Source organism: Neobacillus sp. plas4, assembly GCF_057221695.1.
In genome coordinates this window covers 4422129-4438652 of the sequence record NZ_CM170152.1, presented here as the reverse complement: position 1 = coordinate 4438652, position 16524 = coordinate 4422129, and the positions used below count along the sequence as shown (strand labels likewise).

The 16524-nt window shown below is 37.3% G+C and carries 18 protein-coding genes; 10 read left to right on the top strand and 8 right to left on the bottom strand.

What is annotated here, in order from left to right; translation table 11 throughout:
* Positions 1-16 precede the first annotated feature (16 nt).
* Positions 17-955, bottom strand: coding sequence for a 4-hydroxy-3-methylbut-2-enyl diphosphate reductase (locus AC2TFD_RS22400; protein ID WP_484674001.1), 939 nt, complete (start codon positions 953-955; stop codon positions 17-19).
* Positions 956-1111: 156 nt separating this feature from the next.
* Positions 1112-1765, bottom strand: coding sequence for a VrrA/YqfQ family protein (gene vrrA / locus AC2TFD_RS22395; protein ID WP_335510525.1), 654 nt, complete (start codon positions 1763-1765; stop codon positions 1112-1114).
* Positions 1766-2015: 250 nt separating this feature from the next.
* Between vrrA and AC2TFD_RS22390 the strand changes: the two genes are divergently transcribed.
* Positions 2016-3326 (top strand): DEAD/DEAH box helicase, encoded by a 1311-nt coding sequence (locus tag AC2TFD_RS22390; RefSeq protein WP_484674000.1) that lies wholly within the window; start codon positions 2016-2018, stop codon positions 3324-3326.
* Between the two features lie 22 nt (positions 3327-3348).
* Positions 3349-4242 carry a deoxyribonuclease IV gene (locus AC2TFD_RS22385; RefSeq protein ID WP_484673999.1) on the top strand — a complete coding sequence of 298 codons (894 nt, stop codon included), beginning with the start codon at positions 3349-3351 and terminating at the stop codon, positions 4240-4242.
* A 62-nt stretch (positions 4243-4304) separates the two neighbouring features.
* On the opposite strand, the gene AC2TFD_RS22380 is transcribed toward AC2TFD_RS22385, so the two are convergent.
* Positions 4305-4559 (bottom strand): DUF2624 domain-containing protein, encoded by a 255-nt coding sequence (locus AC2TFD_RS22380; protein WP_484673998.1) that lies wholly within the window; start codon positions 4557-4559, stop codon positions 4305-4307.
* A 159-nt stretch (positions 4560-4718) separates the two neighbouring features.
* Between AC2TFD_RS22380 and AC2TFD_RS22375 the strand changes: the two genes are divergently transcribed.
* Genes AC2TFD_RS22375 through zur form a run of 3 tightly spaced genes read left to right on the top strand, consistent with a single transcriptional unit; the run spans position 4719 to position 6765 of the window.
* Complete coding sequence (locus AC2TFD_RS22375) at positions 4719-5498, top strand: metal ABC transporter ATP-binding protein (RefSeq protein ID WP_484673997.1); 780 nt, start codon at positions 4719-4721, stop codon at positions 5496-5498.
* Entirely contained in the window at positions 5495-6358 is an 864-nt protein-coding gene (locus AC2TFD_RS22370) for a metal ABC transporter permease (protein ID WP_335510515.1), read from the top strand. Before AC2TFD_RS22375 ends, AC2TFD_RS22370 begins: the two co-directional genes overlap by 4 nt.
* The gene (zur, locus tag AC2TFD_RS22365) at positions 6355-6765 is read left to right on the top strand and encodes a zinc uptake transcriptional repressor Zur (protein ID WP_335510513.1); all 411 of its coding nucleotides are present in this window, start codon (positions 6355-6357) and stop codon (positions 6763-6765) included. Before AC2TFD_RS22370 ends, zur begins: the two co-directional genes overlap by 4 nt.
* A gap of 55 nt (positions 6766-6820) precedes the next feature.
* On the opposite strand, the gene AC2TFD_RS22360 is transcribed toward zur, so the two are convergent.
* Positions 6821-7384 (bottom strand): hypothetical protein, encoded by a 564-nt coding sequence (locus AC2TFD_RS22360; protein WP_335510511.1) that lies wholly within the window; start codon positions 7382-7384, stop codon positions 6821-6823.
* A gap of 108 nt (positions 7385-7492) precedes the next feature.
* On the opposite strand from AC2TFD_RS22360, the gene AC2TFD_RS22355 reads away from it, so the two are divergent.
* Complete coding sequence (locus AC2TFD_RS22355; RefSeq protein ID WP_484673996.1) at positions 7493-7873, top strand: hypothetical protein; 381 nt, start codon at positions 7493-7495, stop codon at positions 7871-7873.
* 215 nt (positions 7874-8088) lie between these two features.
* Here AC2TFD_RS22355 and ispG read toward each other — a convergent pair whose 3' ends face one another.
* The 3 genes from ispG to AC2TFD_RS22340 all read right to left on the bottom strand — a co-directional run bounded on the left by ispG (position 8089) and on the right by AC2TFD_RS22340 (position 10506).
* Positions 8089-9192 (bottom strand): flavodoxin-dependent (E)-4-hydroxy-3-methylbut-2-enyl-diphosphate synthase, encoded by a 1104-nt coding sequence (ispG, locus tag AC2TFD_RS22350; RefSeq protein WP_484676359.1) that lies wholly within the window; start codon positions 9190-9192, stop codon positions 8089-8091.
* 116 nt (positions 9193-9308) lie between these two features.
* Entirely contained in the window at positions 9309-9638 is a 330-nt protein-coding gene (locus tag AC2TFD_RS22345; RefSeq protein WP_484673995.1) for a hypothetical protein, read from the bottom strand.
* Positions 9639-9726: 88 nt separating this feature from the next.
* Positions 9727-10506, bottom strand: a complete 780-nt coding sequence (locus tag AC2TFD_RS22340) for a DUF1189 domain-containing protein (protein ID WP_484673994.1) — start codon at positions 10504-10506, stop codon at positions 9727-9729.
* 137 nt (positions 10507-10643) lie between these two features.
* Here AC2TFD_RS22340 and AC2TFD_RS22335 point away from each other — a divergent pair, with 137 nt between their 5' ends.
* Positions 10644-11126, top strand: a complete 483-nt coding sequence (locus tag AC2TFD_RS22335; RefSeq protein ID WP_335510503.1) for a DUF456 domain-containing protein — start codon at positions 10644-10646, stop codon at positions 11124-11126.
* Positions 11127-11171: 45 nt separating this feature from the next.
* On the opposite strand, the gene AC2TFD_RS22330 is transcribed toward AC2TFD_RS22335, so the two are convergent.
* Positions 11172-11867: a Crp/Fnr family transcriptional regulator gene (locus AC2TFD_RS22330; protein ID WP_484673993.1), complete on the bottom strand. Its 696-nt coding sequence runs from the start codon at positions 11865-11867 to the stop codon at positions 11172-11174.
* Between the two features lie 300 nt (positions 11868-12167).
* On the opposite strand from AC2TFD_RS22330, the gene AC2TFD_RS22325 reads away from it, so the two are divergent.
* The 3 genes from AC2TFD_RS22325 to AC2TFD_RS22315 all read left to right on the top strand — a co-directional run bounded on the left by AC2TFD_RS22325 (position 12168) and on the right by AC2TFD_RS22315 (position 16407).
* A complete protein-coding gene (locus AC2TFD_RS22325) occupies positions 12168-12776 on the top strand; it encodes a superoxide dismutase (protein ID WP_484673992.1) in 609 nt (202 codons plus the stop codon).
* A 104-nt stretch (positions 12777-12880) separates the two neighbouring features.
* Positions 12881-14098 carry an MFS transporter gene (locus AC2TFD_RS22320; RefSeq protein WP_335510497.1) on the top strand — a complete coding sequence of 406 codons (1218 nt, stop codon included), beginning with the start codon at positions 12881-12883 and terminating at the stop codon, positions 14096-14098.
* Between the two features lie 161 nt (positions 14099-14259).
* On the top strand, positions 14260-16407 hold the full coding sequence (locus tag AC2TFD_RS22315; RefSeq protein WP_484673991.1) for a peptidoglycan D,D-transpeptidase FtsI family protein: 2148 nt from the start codon (positions 14260-14262) through the stop codon (positions 16405-16407).
* The last annotated feature ends 117 nt before the right edge of the window (positions 16408-16524 follow it).

Sequence of the window (16524 nt, the reverse complement as noted above, 5' to 3'; positions counted from 1 at the left end):
CGGTCGAAATGACCGGTTATCTTTTTACTTTTGGCAGTATTCGATTTAACGGTACCTTTTTGCGGCGTTCCCATGTTGCTTCATTATTTGGATCAAATTGCTCTAAGAATGAAATAACTTCCTTGGTAATCGGTGTTGGAGTGGAAGCCCCTGATGTAACGGCAACATTCTTAGCGTCTTTAATCCAATCAATTTCTAACTCTGAAATATCTGCAATCCGATAAGCCCTGGTGCCGGCAATTTGTTCTGAGACCTGTGCGAGGCGATTAGAGTTATTACTCATTGGATCTCCAACCACAATGGTTACATCCGCCTCAGTAGCTTGCCCAGCAACTGCTTCCTGCCGCACTTGTGTGGCGTTGCATATTTCATTATAAGCCTCAGCATGTGGATATTTCTCATGAACCTTTTTCATGGTATCAGCCACGTCCCATTGACTCATAGTGGTTTGATTGGTAACAATCAATTTTTCACTATTAATGCTTAAAACTTCTACATCGCTTGGTGTCTCTACAAGATGTACTGCACCAGGAGCTACCCCAATAGCTCCCTCAGGCTCAGGATGTCCTTTTTTCCCTATATAAATGACTTGATATCCCTGCTTTGTTTTCTCTTCAATTAAATCATGGGTTCTCGTTACATCTGGACAAGTCGCGTCAATTGTTACGAGTCCTTTCTGCTTGGCAAGCTCCCTTACCTCTGGTGAGATACCGTGGGCTGTAAAAATGACTGTACCGGTATCTACTTTATCTAGAATGTCCTTACGGTCTTTACCATCAAGGGTAATAATCCCTTCCTCAGCAAAGGCATCAGTAACGTGTTTATTGTGAACAATCATTCCTAAAATGTAGATAGGTCGCGGTAATGATTTATCTAAAGCAGCATTTCTTGCTATGACCATGGCGTCAACAACGCCATAACAGTACCCGCGTGGTGAAATCTTTATAATTTGCATATGATTAAGTCCTCCTAGGGAACATTTGACTTTGAATCTATGTAATTATTATATAAAACTAATAGAAATAATACAAAGATACATTTTTCCTTTTAAATTTTTGTTAAAATTTCCTTATCAAAAAAACAAAAAGATGCCTTTTTCAGCATCTTTTCTTTAAATGTATAGTTTTGGCATTGAGGTACCGGTTTGCTTCTTTACTACCTCAACTGATTCAGTATGATTTTTTTTGCTTCTTTTAACGCGGTCCAATTTTGTTGTATCAGCCTCTTCCGCCAAAATTGGAGCTTCTGTGGTCTTTTTATCTGATTTATCCTCGGAAGGCAAGTCTTTAAACCCCTTATATAATCTCCACATCATTGGGAGATTCTTGACCATAGGTCCATATTGTTGAATCATTGGCCCAAACGATTGAACAGATTTTAAAACTTGTTGGGTATTGTTGAGAAACCCTGTTAGACCGTCTGGATTACTTAGGGTTTGCAGGATTGATCCAATTCCCCCAGAACCACCTTGAACAGCCCGGCCAGCTCCTGCTATACCCCGTAGACCTGCAGCTTGTTTGCCTTGTTTATTCCCGCCAAGAATTTTGGAAAGTAAACCGCCGCCATTTCTTCTTCCTTGCCCTCTTCCCATCGGTTGTCCCATCATGGGTCTTGCGCTATTAAGCTGACGCTGAGGATGAAAACCCATCATCGATCCACTGTGACCAAAGGGAGGCATCATTTGCTGGCGGCCTCCAAAGTGCCCTTGACCCATCATATTAGCTCCCATATGCCCATGCTGGGGATATCTCTGCCTAGAATACATACGTTAGCCCTCCTCTCAAAATAAGCCTTATAATTTAAGGTATGCTCATAATTAAATTTGGTTTAGGTTTAAACTGCAGGATAAACGATTTTTTTTTGATTAAAAGTACTTCTAAGGTAAAAGATGATAATAACTGGTTATTTAGATGAATTTTGACTATAATTACATGATGGAATTAAAAGTGGGAGCTCTTCTTAGAGTAAAAAACTAATCCATGATCGGTAAACATTAATATATAAGGAGCAATTACATGAATCAAAATCGTTTTGAACGTTTTAATTTTCAACCGTTTATTATAGAAGCTATGAAGGACCAAGGTTTTTATACGCCGACTGAAATTCAGGAACGGATGATACCCTTGGTTTTAAAAAATGAAAGTGCGATTGGTCAATCTCAAACTGGGACAGGGAAAACACTTGCGTTTGTCTTACCTATTCTTGAAAGAATTAATCCTGAGCGTCAAGAGGTACAAGCAGTTATCACTGCTCCAACGAGAGAACTTGCTTCGCAGATTTATCATCAAATATTAAAAGTAACAGAGCACTGCAGTCCTGACCAAGCTATTATGACTCGATGCTACATTGGTGGAACAGACAAGCAAAGAACGATTGATAAATTAAAAGTACAGCCGCACATTGTTGTAGGTACACCTGGCAGAATTAAAGACCTAATGGTAGAACAAGCACTTTTCGTTCATACTTCAGGCGTACTTGTAGTCGATGAAGCCGATATGATGCTTGATATGGGCTTTATAGAGGATTTGGATAAAGTTGCAGCAAAAATGCCAGAGAAATTACAAATGCTCGTATTCTCTGCCACGATTCCAGAAAAGCTTAAGCCGTTTCTTAAAAAGTATATGGAGAATCCAAAAACTATTCATATTGATGCAAAAAGAAAAACAGCAGAAAATTTGACCCATTATCTATTACCGTCAAGGCACCGAAATAAAAAGCAGCTAGTTCACGATGCTCTCATTCAGTACAATCCTTATTTAGCCATCGTTTTTACGAATACAAAGAAAATGGCAGAAGAAGTTGCTAACTTCTTAATTGCGAAAGGGTTGAAGGTTGCTCGTGTACATGGTGATCTTAATCCGCGTGAACGTAAAAAAATGATGAAACAAATACAAGATTTGGAATTCCAATATATTGTTGCGACAGACCTTGCTTCAAGAGGAATTGATATTGAAGGAATCAGTCATGTGATAAATTATGAATTACCTACAGACTTAGATTTTTATGTTCACAGAGTCGGACGTACTGCAAGAGCTGGAAATACAGGAATTGCTCTCACAGTTTATGACATTTCTGATGAAGATGCGTTAAATCGTCTTGAAAAAATGGGAATTCAATTTAAGTACGTGGACTTAAAGAAAGAAGAGTTTGTTGACTTAGAGGATCGTAATAGAAGAAAGACACGTGTAAAGAAAGAAGACGAGGCAGAAAAGACTGCAAAATCAATGGTTAAGAAACCTCAAAAAGTAAAGCCGGGCTATAAAAAGAAAATGCAGTGGGAAATGGATAAAATAAAAAAGAGGCAGCGAAGATTAAAAAAGAAGTAATATTCGAAGGGAGAGAGAAGGTTTGTTGAAAATTGGTTCACATGTTTCAATGAGCGGTGCGAAAATGCTGCTGGCAGCGAGTGAGGAAGCAGTTTCATATGGTGCAAATACGTTTATGATTTATACAGGGGCACCACAAAATACAAGACGAAAAAAAATAGAAGATCTGAATATTGAAGAAGGCAGGAGACACATGGAAGAGAACGGTATTTCTGATATCGTAGTCCACGCTCCCTATATCATCAATATTGGTAACACCACCAATCCAGATACATTTGAATTGGGTGTTAGATTTCTTCGCACAGAAATTGAAAGAACTGAAGCACTTGGTGCAAAGCAAATTGTTTTACACCCTGGTGCGCATGTTGGTGCTGGTACAGAAGAGGGGATCAAAAAAATTATTGAAGGCTTAAATGAAGTGCTAACCGGAAAAGAACAGGTCCAAATTGCTTTAGAAACAATGGCAGGAAAGGGCTCTGAATGTGGCAAATCATTTGAAGAATTGGCGATGATTATTGAAGGTGTACACTATAGTGATAAGCTTTCAGTTTGTTTTGATACCTGTCATACTCACGATGCCGGATACAACATTGTTGAAGATTTTGATGGTGTATTGAATGAATTTGATAAAATTGTTGGCATCGATAAATTAAAAGTTCTTCATATTAACGATAGTAAAAATGCTTTAGGCGCGAGAAAAGACCGGCACGAAAATATCGGATTTGGTCATATTGGGTTCAAAGCATTAAATTATATTGTGCACCATCCGCAGTTAACGGATGTCCCAAAGATTCTCGAGACACCATTTGTTGGAGAAGATAAGAAGAATAAGAAACCACCATATTTATTTGAAATCGAAATGCTTCGGGGGCAGGAGTTCAACGAAAATCTGCTTGATAAAATTCTACAAAATTAACAAAAAGCTGTGCCTGCGAGGCGCAGCTTTTTGTTTACTTTCCAGCTCCAGCGCTTTTCTAATTACTTCGTAAATTTTACAAACAGTTTATTCACTTCTCTGGCCGTTTCAGGTCCTGCAATTTTTGCAATTTCTTTAATTAATGACGCTCTTTCGCGGTCATCAAAAATATTTACATTTTTTCCTCTTAAGTACTGAGCTACTTTATAAGCTTGCTGCCGATTTACCTTAATATTAAATTGTTCTGCGTATTTAAATAGTTCGTCACCAGTAATGGTATTCATTTTATGATTAATTACGTTCTCAAAAATTTTCACACTCATCACTCCTTCATCTAATGTATGAAGGGGAAATATAGAATGTTACACACGAAACCTGAAATACTGTAAAGGTAAAAGCTTTACATTAAGAATTTCATATTGTATACTACAAAAGTTAAATCGGAATCATTCTTATAATTAAAGGTGTGATGGTATATGGTATCGCAGTCTATTATTGAAATTAAACAACTATTTTATCGATATGAAAAGGATACAGTACTTGAAAATATAAATTTGACCGTTCCTAATGGTTCATTTTTAGCCATTGTCGGTCCCAACGGTTCTGGAAAATCGACGTTGTTAAAATTAATTTTGGGACTTCTGAAACCTCAAAAAGGTGAAATTCGCTTGTTTGAACAAGATATTAATAAATTTTCTGACTGGCAGCAAATCGGGTATGTTTCACAAAAGGCTAACTCCTTTAATACTGGGTTTCCAGCTACCGTGTTTGAAGTGGTTTCTAGTGGATTAACGAAGAAAATTGGTTTGTTTCACTTTTTTAAGAAAGTACATAACCAAAAAGTACACGATGCATTGGAGTCTGTAGGTATGGGGAAGTATAGCAATCGAAATATTGGTGAGCTTTCTGGAGGACAGCAGCAAAGAGTTTTCATTGCCAGGGCACTTGTGAGTGAGCCGAAGTTATTGATATTAGATGAGCCAACCGTCGGTGTCGATGTGGAAAATGTGAATGCTTTTTATCATATGCTTGCAGATTTAAATCAAAAACGGGGAATTACGCTTCTATTGGTGACACATGATATCGGAACCATTTCAGATAAAGTAACACATGTGGCTTGTTTAAATAAACGATTACATTTTCATGGGGATACGAGTGAATTTGAAAAGCATCAAATGGAGGGAATGTCTGAATTATATGGAACAGATGTCCATCTTCTAGCTCATCATCATGACCACGGAGGAGCATTTGAATGATTCAAGCAATATTTCAATATGAATTTTTACAAAATGCCTTTCTAACAGGAATCCTAATAGGTTTTCTTGCACCTTTACTAGGTGTCTTCATCGTTGTTAGAAGACTTTCATTAATTGCTGATGCCCTAAGTCATGTTACCCTTGCTGGAATTGCTGCCAGTCTTCTTCTTGAGAAATATGTTCTAGCCCTTAGTGGACTAAATCCATTGTATATGGGAATGGTTTTTTCAGTCGGTGGCTCGTTATTCATTGAAAAGCTTAGAGGAGTTTATAAGCATTATCAAGAGCTGGCTATCCCCATTATATTATCCGGCGGTATTGGCCTTGGGGTCATCTTTATTTCTCTTGCTGACGGTTTTAACACCGATTTATATAGCTATTTGTTTGGTAGTGTCGCTGCTGTAAGCCGTACCGATTTATTGGTGATTTTCGTTATTAGTATCATGGTTGTCCTAACGGTTATTTTGTTATATAAAGAATTGTTTTTATTATCGTTTGACGAGGAACATGCCAAGGCTTCTGGAATTGCTGCCAAAAGCATTCATTTTATCTTTATTGTCATGGTTGCACTTGTGATTGCAGCGTCAATGAGAATTGTTGGAATCCTGCTTGTTTCCTCACTCATAACGTTACCAGTTGCTGCAAGTATTCGCATTGCCAAAGGATTTAAACAAACCATCTTTTTGTCGATTCTTTTTGGAGAAATAGCCGTCCTGGGCGGGTTATTCACCTCTTATTATATAGACCTTGCTCCCGGTGGTACGATTGTTATGATTGCTGTAGCTATTCTGGTTTTTACCATTGTTTACAAAAAATTATTGATTAAAAGACAGGTCTCAAAAGGGGGGGCAGCAGGATGAATGTAAATGAAGCCATTCAATTCTTAAAGGAAAATGGATTTAAACAAACGGGAAAAAGAGAAGATATGCTTCAATTGTTTGCGGATAGTGATAAATACTTAACAGCAAAGGATGTTTTAGATGAGCTAAAAGAAGACTATCCAGGGTTAAGTTTTGATACTATCTATCGGAATCTTTCCCTTTTTGTCAAAATGGGGATTCTTGAAATGACGGAACTCTCAGGTGAAAAACATTTTCGCTTTTCCTGTTCACGTCATCAACACCATCATCACTTCATTTGTTTGGATTGTGGAAAAACGAAAGAAATTGAAACCTGCCCAATGAACAGTTTAAGTGAAGATTTAAAAGGATACGATGTCTCAGGGCACAAATTTGAAATTTACGGACGATGCCCGGAATGCAATTAGAGTGCTATTAATAGGAAAACAGCATGGGTTATAAAAACCCATGCTGTTTTTTCTTTTACTCAAGCCAATTTTTAACCCAATGGTTGGCTTCATGCCAATTATTTACACGAACAACACCTTTAGGGATAGGATCCTGATTATAGGGGGTATTAAACAGTAGGACAGGAATGTCGCACTCTTCGTGAATCATGACAGCATTGTCGTGTTTATCTTCCAGAAATATATCAACTCCATGAAGCTTTGCTGTTGAAACTTTATCATGAGATCCAATTAATTCGATATGGTCGTAGGATAAACCTTTTTTCTTAAACCACTCCTTCGTATTCTCTAAAAGGTGTGAACCACGGGCACTGATAAAAAATAATTCATGTTTCTTTTGCCATATGGGTAGAATCTTTTCTGCACCTTCAGCAAGGGGAGATGCCTCGTAAATAATCGGTTCTTTTTCAATAAACCACTTTGAAAATTTTTCCTCTGGTACGTTAACGACTTTCGTTAAGTCATATTCTTTCACGTCCGCCAAAGTGATATTTAATCCAAATCCTTCATTAATAAAGGGTATAAGTGCGGATGGACAGGTTACAGTTCCATCAATATCAATTCCAAATCTCTTCTTCATATGTAGTCACCTTCAACATCCAGTTTTTTAACTTTATTTTACCATACTAAAAAGCTGAAAGTTACAAACAATAATAAATGCTCCTATTACTGAAAGTGAGGGATTCTGATGGAAGATAAAAAAGACACGAAAGTGGCTGGGTATCTCCCAAGTCCAAACACTGAAGTAAAAAGTACCACTTCAGAATACAGAGAAGAAACAGCTGCTGAAATAGCCGCACCTGTTTCTATTACTCGACCAGTTTTCCAGGAAAGGTTAAAAGATAACACCGGAACTGGCACAGGAACAAATGCAGGTACAGGAATGGGATGGGCAGCTTTAGTCCTATCTATTTTATCACTGTTTGTCATGCCGATTCTTTTTGGTGCAGCAGGTATTGTGTTAGGGTTCGTTGCCAGACGCCGTGGGGCCGAGGGTCTAGGGGCGTGGGCAATCGGGATTGGTGTATTATCGATTGTTGTCGGTATTTTTATCCTCCCGTTCTTTTAACAGCAGCTTGCGAATATAGGGGCAAATGAAAAGTGTAAGCGCCTTGACCAAGGAAAAAAGCAGTTCATTTTTTCCCAGGGGCGACTGGCATAAGACGAGCCGACTGGGAGGTTGTTCTTTAACCTCCTAGTCGGATTGACTTATGACCCCGAGCCCCTAGGCGCTGAAACTAGACAAAAAAGAAACTCGGCAGCTTTGCCGGGTTTCTTGATGTATTAATTGGTTGCTTCCGCTTCCTCTAACGCTTTCTTCTGGAAATACTCCTCAGCAAGCAGATCGATTTCCTTTTTTAATTCATCGACTAATTGATCTTCTGGTACTTTACGAACGATTTCACCCTTGCGGAATAGTAACCCTTCACCACGAGCGCCAGCAATTCCAATATCAGCTTCTCTCGCTTCACCAGGACCGTTAACGGCACAGCCCAGGACAGCTACTTTAATAGGAGCTTTTATTTTGGAAATGTATTCTTCCACATCATTTGCAATGCTGATTAAATCAATCTCAATCCTTCCGCAGGTTGGACATGAAATTAATGTTGCTGCATTTGACGACAGTCCAAAATCCTTTAGGAGTTCTCTAGCTACCTTAACTTCTTCAACGGGATCGGCGCTTAAAGAAACACGTAGTGTATTTCCGATGCCTTTACTTATAATCGCTCCTAGTCCGGCAGCACTTTTAACGGTACCTGCAAAAAGGGTTCCTGATTCCGTTATACCCAAATGCAAAGGATAATCAAATGCTTTTGCGGCTTTTTCATATGCTTCAATTGCAAGGTTTACATCTGATGCCTTCATGGAAACGATAATATCGTGAAAATCCAAATCTTCAAGGATCTTGATATGATGGAGAGCACTTTCCACCATTCCATCGGCTGTTGGATAGCCATATTTCTCGAGGATTCGTTTTTCAAGTGAGCCGGCATTTACCCCAATACGAATTGGAATACCACGCTCTTTAGCTGCATTCACGACTGCCTCTACCTTTTCTCTTTTCCCGATATTTCCTGGATTAATTCGGATTTTATCAGCGCCGCCTTCAATTGCCTTAAGCGCTAATTTATAATCAAAATGGATATCAACTACTAATGGTATGTTAATTCTTTTCTTGATTTCAGGAATTGCATTTGCTGCCCGTTCGTCTGGACATGCAACACGGACAATTTGGCAGCCTGCTTCTTCAAGGCGTTTGATTTCAGCAACAGTTGCCTCAACGTCATGTGTTTTTGTCGTTGTCATACTTTGTATAAATAATTCGTTACTCCCGCCAATGGTTAAATTACCAACTTTAACGGGACGTGTTTTGGTACGATGTGTAATTTCACTCAAGGAAATTCGCTCCTTCAAATTGGATTCGAATACTAGTTAGTTTAAACTCGCACCTTTTATTTTATCAGTCCTTTATGAATCTTGACAAGGAAGATGTTTTTGTCCATCTATTTTGAGTAATCAGGAAACTGGTAAGAGGAGCCAATTTGAATCTTTTCTGGAGCCAGCCCTGGGTTTAAGTTTTGGAAATCCTCAACCAGCTGGTCGATTGAGACGGGTAAAGGTTTTTTAATATGGTTTTCGACAATAGAAATTAACGTATCACCAGGTTCCACCTCGGCTTCGAATGCTTCTATTGTACTTTCAAAACTAGACATGGTTACCGCTGTTTTTATTGCTGTGTGGGTTTTGTCCATAGGCAGAGTACCTGCTGTTAAATCGATATATATAACATAAATCGTAAGAAGTCCAAATAAAAAAAAGAAAATTCTTTTCATGTGTCACACGCCTCCAAAATGGAATGTTTGTACATTCCTATGCTTGTCCACATCTAAGTAGAACAAAAAAACGCATCCGGTGGATGCGTTAGTTCTCGATTGTTGTTTTTTTACTTGGAATTTCTTTTATCGCTAAAAATAAAATGATGATTTCTACAAACCAATTGATGATAAAGCTATTTGGTACGGTTGTATTAAGGGCAGCCATAATGGTAAAGAATACCGTTGGCAGCGTTACACTGTAGGCAGCCATTCGCCATAAATGACGGTAACTGATACTTCTGCCTGTGAAATTTTTTAAGGCCAAACCAATCAAAGCTAAAATCGAAACTTCTATAAAGCTTATTGCACTTGAAAAAAGGAAGATAAAGGCCGACATAATAGGAATAATAATTCCCTTCATTCCATCAACAGTATTGACCATTTCTTTAAAGTCATCTTTTGTCAGAGTTAAGCCTTCTAGCATGGAATAGGAATATGTATCGATTCGTCCTCCTGAAGAAACTGCAAATTCATTCTTAAGCAATGCTATGGCATTACCTTCGTCTTCTACCTCTTCGTTTGTAATAACCCCGGTGGGATCGACAATAATGGTAAAATCACCTTTATCGATGGTAATAGGTACATCACTGTCTGCAGATAGGACCCCATTATCAATCGTAAAGGAGGGGATATCTTCTGTAATAACTGATTTTGTACTTTCTATTCCAGCAGTAAGCAATGTGCTTAAGTAATAGATGGTAGGCAAAATAGATATGAAGGTGAGAAAAAATACAAATAAAATCGTTTTTCCGATACCCTGAAATCGAAATGAAGCTATGTCACTTGGAGAATGTGTACTTTTATAAAATTGTTTGAAAATATTCATGATTACCACCCTAATAAAGATTCACCATTCTATTGTAGCTTGAGGAGTTAATATTAACAAGAATGTTGATTCCTGAAACTATTTAGGGAACTTATACGTATAAGTACAAAATAAATTTTCTAAAGGATGGATAAATCATGGAAATCGTTTATTGGTCAATCATATCAATACTCTTTATCATCGGGTTTATTGGTCTCGTTTATCCAATTATTCCAAGTGTGTTGTTCCTTTTAGCTGGGTATTTATTATATGGTGTCTTTTTTTCCTTTGAAGCTTTTGGATGGTTTTTTTGGACTGTGCAAGGTTTCTTTATCATTCTTTTGTTTGTTGCGGATTATATTGCAAATATGATCGGGATTCAAAAATATGGCGGGTCGAAAGCAGGGGTATGGGGAAGTACGATTGGTCTATTGGTGGGGCCGTTTGTCATCCCGTTTTTAGGGATTCTCATCGGGCCCTTTATCGGAGCAGTCGGTGCGGAGCTTTTAGTAAATAAAAGAAACTTTAAAGAGAGTATAAAAATTGGATTTGGATCTGTTGTCGGATTTGTTAGCAGCGTTATAACAAAAACGATTATTCAAATACTGATGATTGCCTACTTCCTATCAGTAGTGCTGTAATAAATGAAAAGACCTCTTCACATTAATTGTGAGGAGGTCTTTTTGTTAATTTACTCCGCATATCTCATGGGCACAATTTTGGCAATCAACTTCTTCTTTTAAGTATCTTATTTTTTTTACGGTGAATTTTTGATGATTGTAGGTTAGGACATCTTTTTCCCGTAATTCTTTTAGAGCACGTTGAATGACTTCTCTCGTACCAAACGTTAAGTTAGCGAGTTCCTGGTGGGTTAATGGTAAATCGATAAGAATACCATCCTCTGTCATTACACCATACGTATTGCAAAGTCGGATTAGTATTGAGTATAAGCCGCCTTTTTTGCCATTCATAATGAGGTCCTGGCATTTCATTTGCGCTTTAAGGTAACTGGTGCTCAACCAAGAAACAAAAGCATTCATGGCATCAGGGTCATTCATGATGAATGTTTCAAATTGATCTTTTTTTATAGCAAGAATATCACTATCAGCTAGCACCTTCGCATACGACTGATAAAGGGGATTATGTTTAAATAGTTGATATTCAACGATTAATTCACCGCTGTTTAGAATTTTTAAAATAAAATCTTTTCCCCGCATGTGAACTCTCCCTAGAGTAACTGTTCCAGTGAGCAATAGGTATACATATTCAACTGAATCCTTCTCTTGAAATAAAACCGTTCCCGCTTTGAGCCTTTGGATAGGTTCAGTCTTTTGGAAAAATTGATTCAATAAACTATAAATAGAAAAACTGCTTCTATGCATATATCCCCACTCCTTTTATCCCTTAATTTGATTTAATCATTAATTAACATCATTTCAACAAGTGAAACATGACAATTTATTGAAAACATTAAGAAATGTTTTTCCTCAAATCAGAAAATGTATAAAATACCAGCAAGAAGGAAATTGTAAATTTGTTAGGTAAATGAAAGCATTTTATTTGAAACAACTGGTTATCTTTGTTAATCTTAAGCTACGAAGCTTTAGGAATATTCAAAAAAAGTTTTGAATTTTAACAAAACTAAGGCTGAAAAATTTTTTATTACATAGGAGGAAATTATAATGGCATTTGAATTACCACAATTACCTTACGCTTATGATGCGCTTGAACCACACATTGACAAAGAAACAATGAATATTCATCACACAAAACATCACAACACATATGTGACAAACTTAAATAATGCATTACAAGGCAATGAAGAATTATTATCTAAATCTGTTGAAGAAGTTATTGCTAATTTAGACGCAGTTCCAGAAGCGGCTCGTACAGCTGTTCGTAATAACGGCGGCGGTCATGCTAACCACTCTTTATTCTGGCAAATTCTAGCTCCAAATGGCGGCGGTGCTCCATCTGGTGAATTAGCTGACGCTATCAACAGCAAGTTTGGCAGCTTTGAAGGCTTCAAAGAAGAGTTTGCGAAAGCAGCAACTACTCGCTTTGGATCAGGCTGGGCATGGCTTTCTGTAAATAATGGTGAATTAGAAGTTTCAAGCACACCTAACCAAGACTCTCCATTAATGGAAGGTAAAACACCTATTCTTGGCCTTGATGTTTGGGAGCATGCTTATTACTTAAATTATCAAAACCGTCGTCCTGATTACATTGCTTCTTTCTGGAACGTTGTAAACTGGGATGAAGTTTCAAAAAGATATACTGCAGCAAAATAATATCATTCGTTAAAAAGGCAGCTGAATTCAGCTGTCTTTTTATTTTTTCGTATAATCGCCTTCTGATTGTTAAAGACTAACCCTTATCACAAAGGGGAGTTACTATGGCGAAAAAGTTTAAGTTCTTAGGTGAAGTCGAATTAACAAAAGATTTAACGTTGTTATTGTTTATTGGCGGGTTATATTCTTTAAGTGTTGCACTATCCAATACGTTTGTGAATATTTACTTATGGAAACAAACGGGAGAATTCTCTGATCTTGCACTATATAACCTTTCGATTGTCATTTTACAGCCTTTAACCTTTATTTTAGCGGGGAGATGGGCAAAAAAAGTAGATCGGGTAAAAGTGTTAAGGATTGGAGTCATTGCATTAGCTGTATTTTACTTGATGGTTTTAATCACCGGCAAAAATGCCTCCACCTATTTACTCCTATTAGGGAGCCTTCTCGGTATTGGATATGGATTTTATTGGCTTGCCTATAATGTATTGACGTTTGAAATAACTGAACCAGAAACAAGGGATTTTTTTAATGGCTTTTTAGGAATTTTGTCCTCAACAGGCGGGATGATTGGACCCATTGCTGCAGGTATCATAATTACACGTTTTGAGAAATTCACAGGATATTCAATTGTATTTGGGATTTCTTTGTCACTGTTTGCACTTGCTGTTTTCTTGAGCTTTTCATTGAAGCCGCGTCCTGCCAATGGGAAGTATTGTTTTAAACGAATCTTAGAAGAACGAAAACATAATGAGAACTGGCGTCTGATCACCAATGCCCATTTTTTTCAAGGTCTTAGAGAAGGTACGTTTTTATTTATTATTTCAGTATTTGTCTACATCTCAACTGAAAGTGAACTGGCTTTAGGAACATTTGGACTAATTAATTCAGGCATTTCCTTTATAGCCTATTTTGCTGCATCCCGATTAATTAAGAAAAACAAGCGAAAAAAGGCCATCCTTATTGGTGGCATTATCCTTTATTTAGCTGTTTTATTAATCGTCTGGGATGTTAATTATGTAAAACTTCTTATTTACGCAGCGATGATTGCAGTGGCCTATCCAATCTTGCTAGTGCCATATGTGTCAATGACATATGATGTAATAGGTACGTCTTGGAAAGCAGCAGAAATGAGAATAGAGTATATTGTTGTCCGAGAAATATTTATTAATTTAGGAAGAATTATTTCGATATTGTCATTCCTGGCAGCTGTAACATGGTTTAATGAAAAGGAGAGTATCCCTATCCTGCTTTTATTTTTGGGTGCAGGACATTCAATCATTTACTTTTTTGTCAGAAGGGTTCAAATACCTACAGCATAATGCGATGAGTAATTCATATTACTCATTGCTTTTTTTTATTTAGAAGGTCTTCTGGTGTTTTTGTCGGACCTTGTCAATTGGTAAGTGTTTTTCCTAGAAAGAAGTGTGATTTTCTATTAAAATAAAATGTATTATGTCTAAATGGCAAGGATGTGAAAAGCTTGAATACTAAGAAGAAAAAGAAGGAACATGTTACCTTTCGTTTAAATATTGTATTTTTGGTTGTCTTTTTGTTGTTTTCTGTTCTTATTCTTCGTTTAGGTCTAGTCCAAATCGTCTATGGTGAGGATTTTAAACGTGAAATTGAGCGGACAGAAGATATAACTGTTAATAACCCAGTACCAAGAGGAAAAATGTTTGACCGTAACGGCAAAATTATTGTGGATAATACTCCTTTAAATGCCATTACGTATACAAAGTTTCAAGACACAAGTCAAGAGGAAATGATTGAAACGGCCGAAGTCTTGGCAAAAATGATTGATAAAGATATTTCAAAAGTTCGTGAACGTGATAAACAGGATTTCTGGATATTAAAAAATCCCGAGAAAGCAAAAGAAAAAATTACTGAAAAAGAATGGGACTTATACGATCAGAAAGAATTAGATGATAAAGAAATTTATAATCTCCAGTTAAAAAGAATTACACCTGAGGACCTAGCTAGTTTATCCAACCAAGATTTAGAAACCCTGGCGATATTTAGAGAATTTAACAGTGGTTATGCTTTAACGCAACAAATTGTTAAAAATGAAAATGTCACTCCCGAAGAATTTGCAGTTGTCAGTGAAAATCTAGAGTCTTTACCTGGTGTGGATACAACAACGGATTGGGAACGGTATTATGCATTTGGCAGCACATTAAAGACCGTCCTTGGAAATGTTTCGTCATCAGATGAAGGGCTGCCAAAAGATAAACTAGACGAATATCTTGCTCGTGACTATAACCGGAATGATCGGGTCGGTAAAAGCTATATTGAACTGCAATATGAGGATGTACTGCATGGACAAAAAGGCAAAGTGAAAAATATAACGGATAAAGCCGGTAAAATTTTATCCACTGAAGTGATTTCAGAAGGTCAGCGTGGAAAAGATCTTGTCTTAACCATTGATATGAATCTTCAGCTTGAGATTGAAAAAATTATAGAAGAGGAACTTTGGAATGCAAAGCAAAATTCTAAGTCTGCTCTTTTAGACCGTGCATTTGTTGTCCTAATGGACCCGCATACGGGTGAAATATTAACCATGGCTGGAAAGCAAATTGCAAAAAATTCTGAGACAAACAAACAAGAAATGCGTGATTTTGCTCTTGGAAATATAACTACCTCTTATGAAGTTGGCTCTGTTGTCAAAGGGGCGACGATCTTAACAGGTTATAATACAGGTGCCATTAGACCAGGCTCAACTCACTATGATTCACCTTTATTGATAAAAAATACACAACCAAAGTCTTCTTGGAAGAACTTTGGGATGATCAATGATTTAAGAGCATTACAAGTATCATCAAACGTATATATGTGGAAGACAGTGATTGAAATGGCCAATGGACAATATTCACCGAATAGGCCGCTGCCATTAGACTTAACTGCTTTTGACACAATGCGTCAATCGTTTAGTCAATTTGGTCTTGGAACAAAAACAGGAATTGACCTTCCAAATGAGAGTACCGGTTATACTGGACCGACGAAACAGTCGGGTTTACTTCTTGACTTAGCAATTGGTCAGTATGATACCTATACTGTTATGCAATTAGCACAATATATATCAACGATTGCAAATGGCGGGTATCGTGTCCAGCCGCATATCGTAAAGGAAATTCGTGAACCTGTTCTCGAGAATAATGAATTGGGTCCGATAGTACAAGAGATCGAACCAAATATATTAAATCGAATTGATGGCAAGGACGAATGGATAGACCGTGTACAGGAAGGCTTTAGAATGGTTATGCAGGTAGGGGATGGTACTGGTGTTAGTACCTTTAAGGGTGCGGAGTACAGTCCTGCAGGTAAAACAGGGACTGCCCAAGCTTACTATGATGGTCCAGAGCGAAAGAAGTTTGGAAAAGAACCGCCTAAAGTAATGAATCTGAGTCTAGTAAACTATGCACCATCTAATAATCCAGAGGTTGCTATGGCTGTTATGGTTCCATGGGCATACCAAGGAAACAGCGGTCCGGCTACAGCAAATATTATTGGTAAGAGAGTAATGGACACTTATTTTAATCTAAAAAAACAAGATCAAACAGAAACCAATCAAGAGGTACAAACTAACGAAGTTAACAATGAAAGCACGAACACACAAGAAACAAATGAATAAAAGATTATTTACAGCTTGGCTCAATTGAGTCAGGTTTTTTTTTTTTATAAAAGTGCACAATATAACTGTAAGCAAAATTCTTTGTGATTTACAAAAGACATACATGCTTTTACAAAA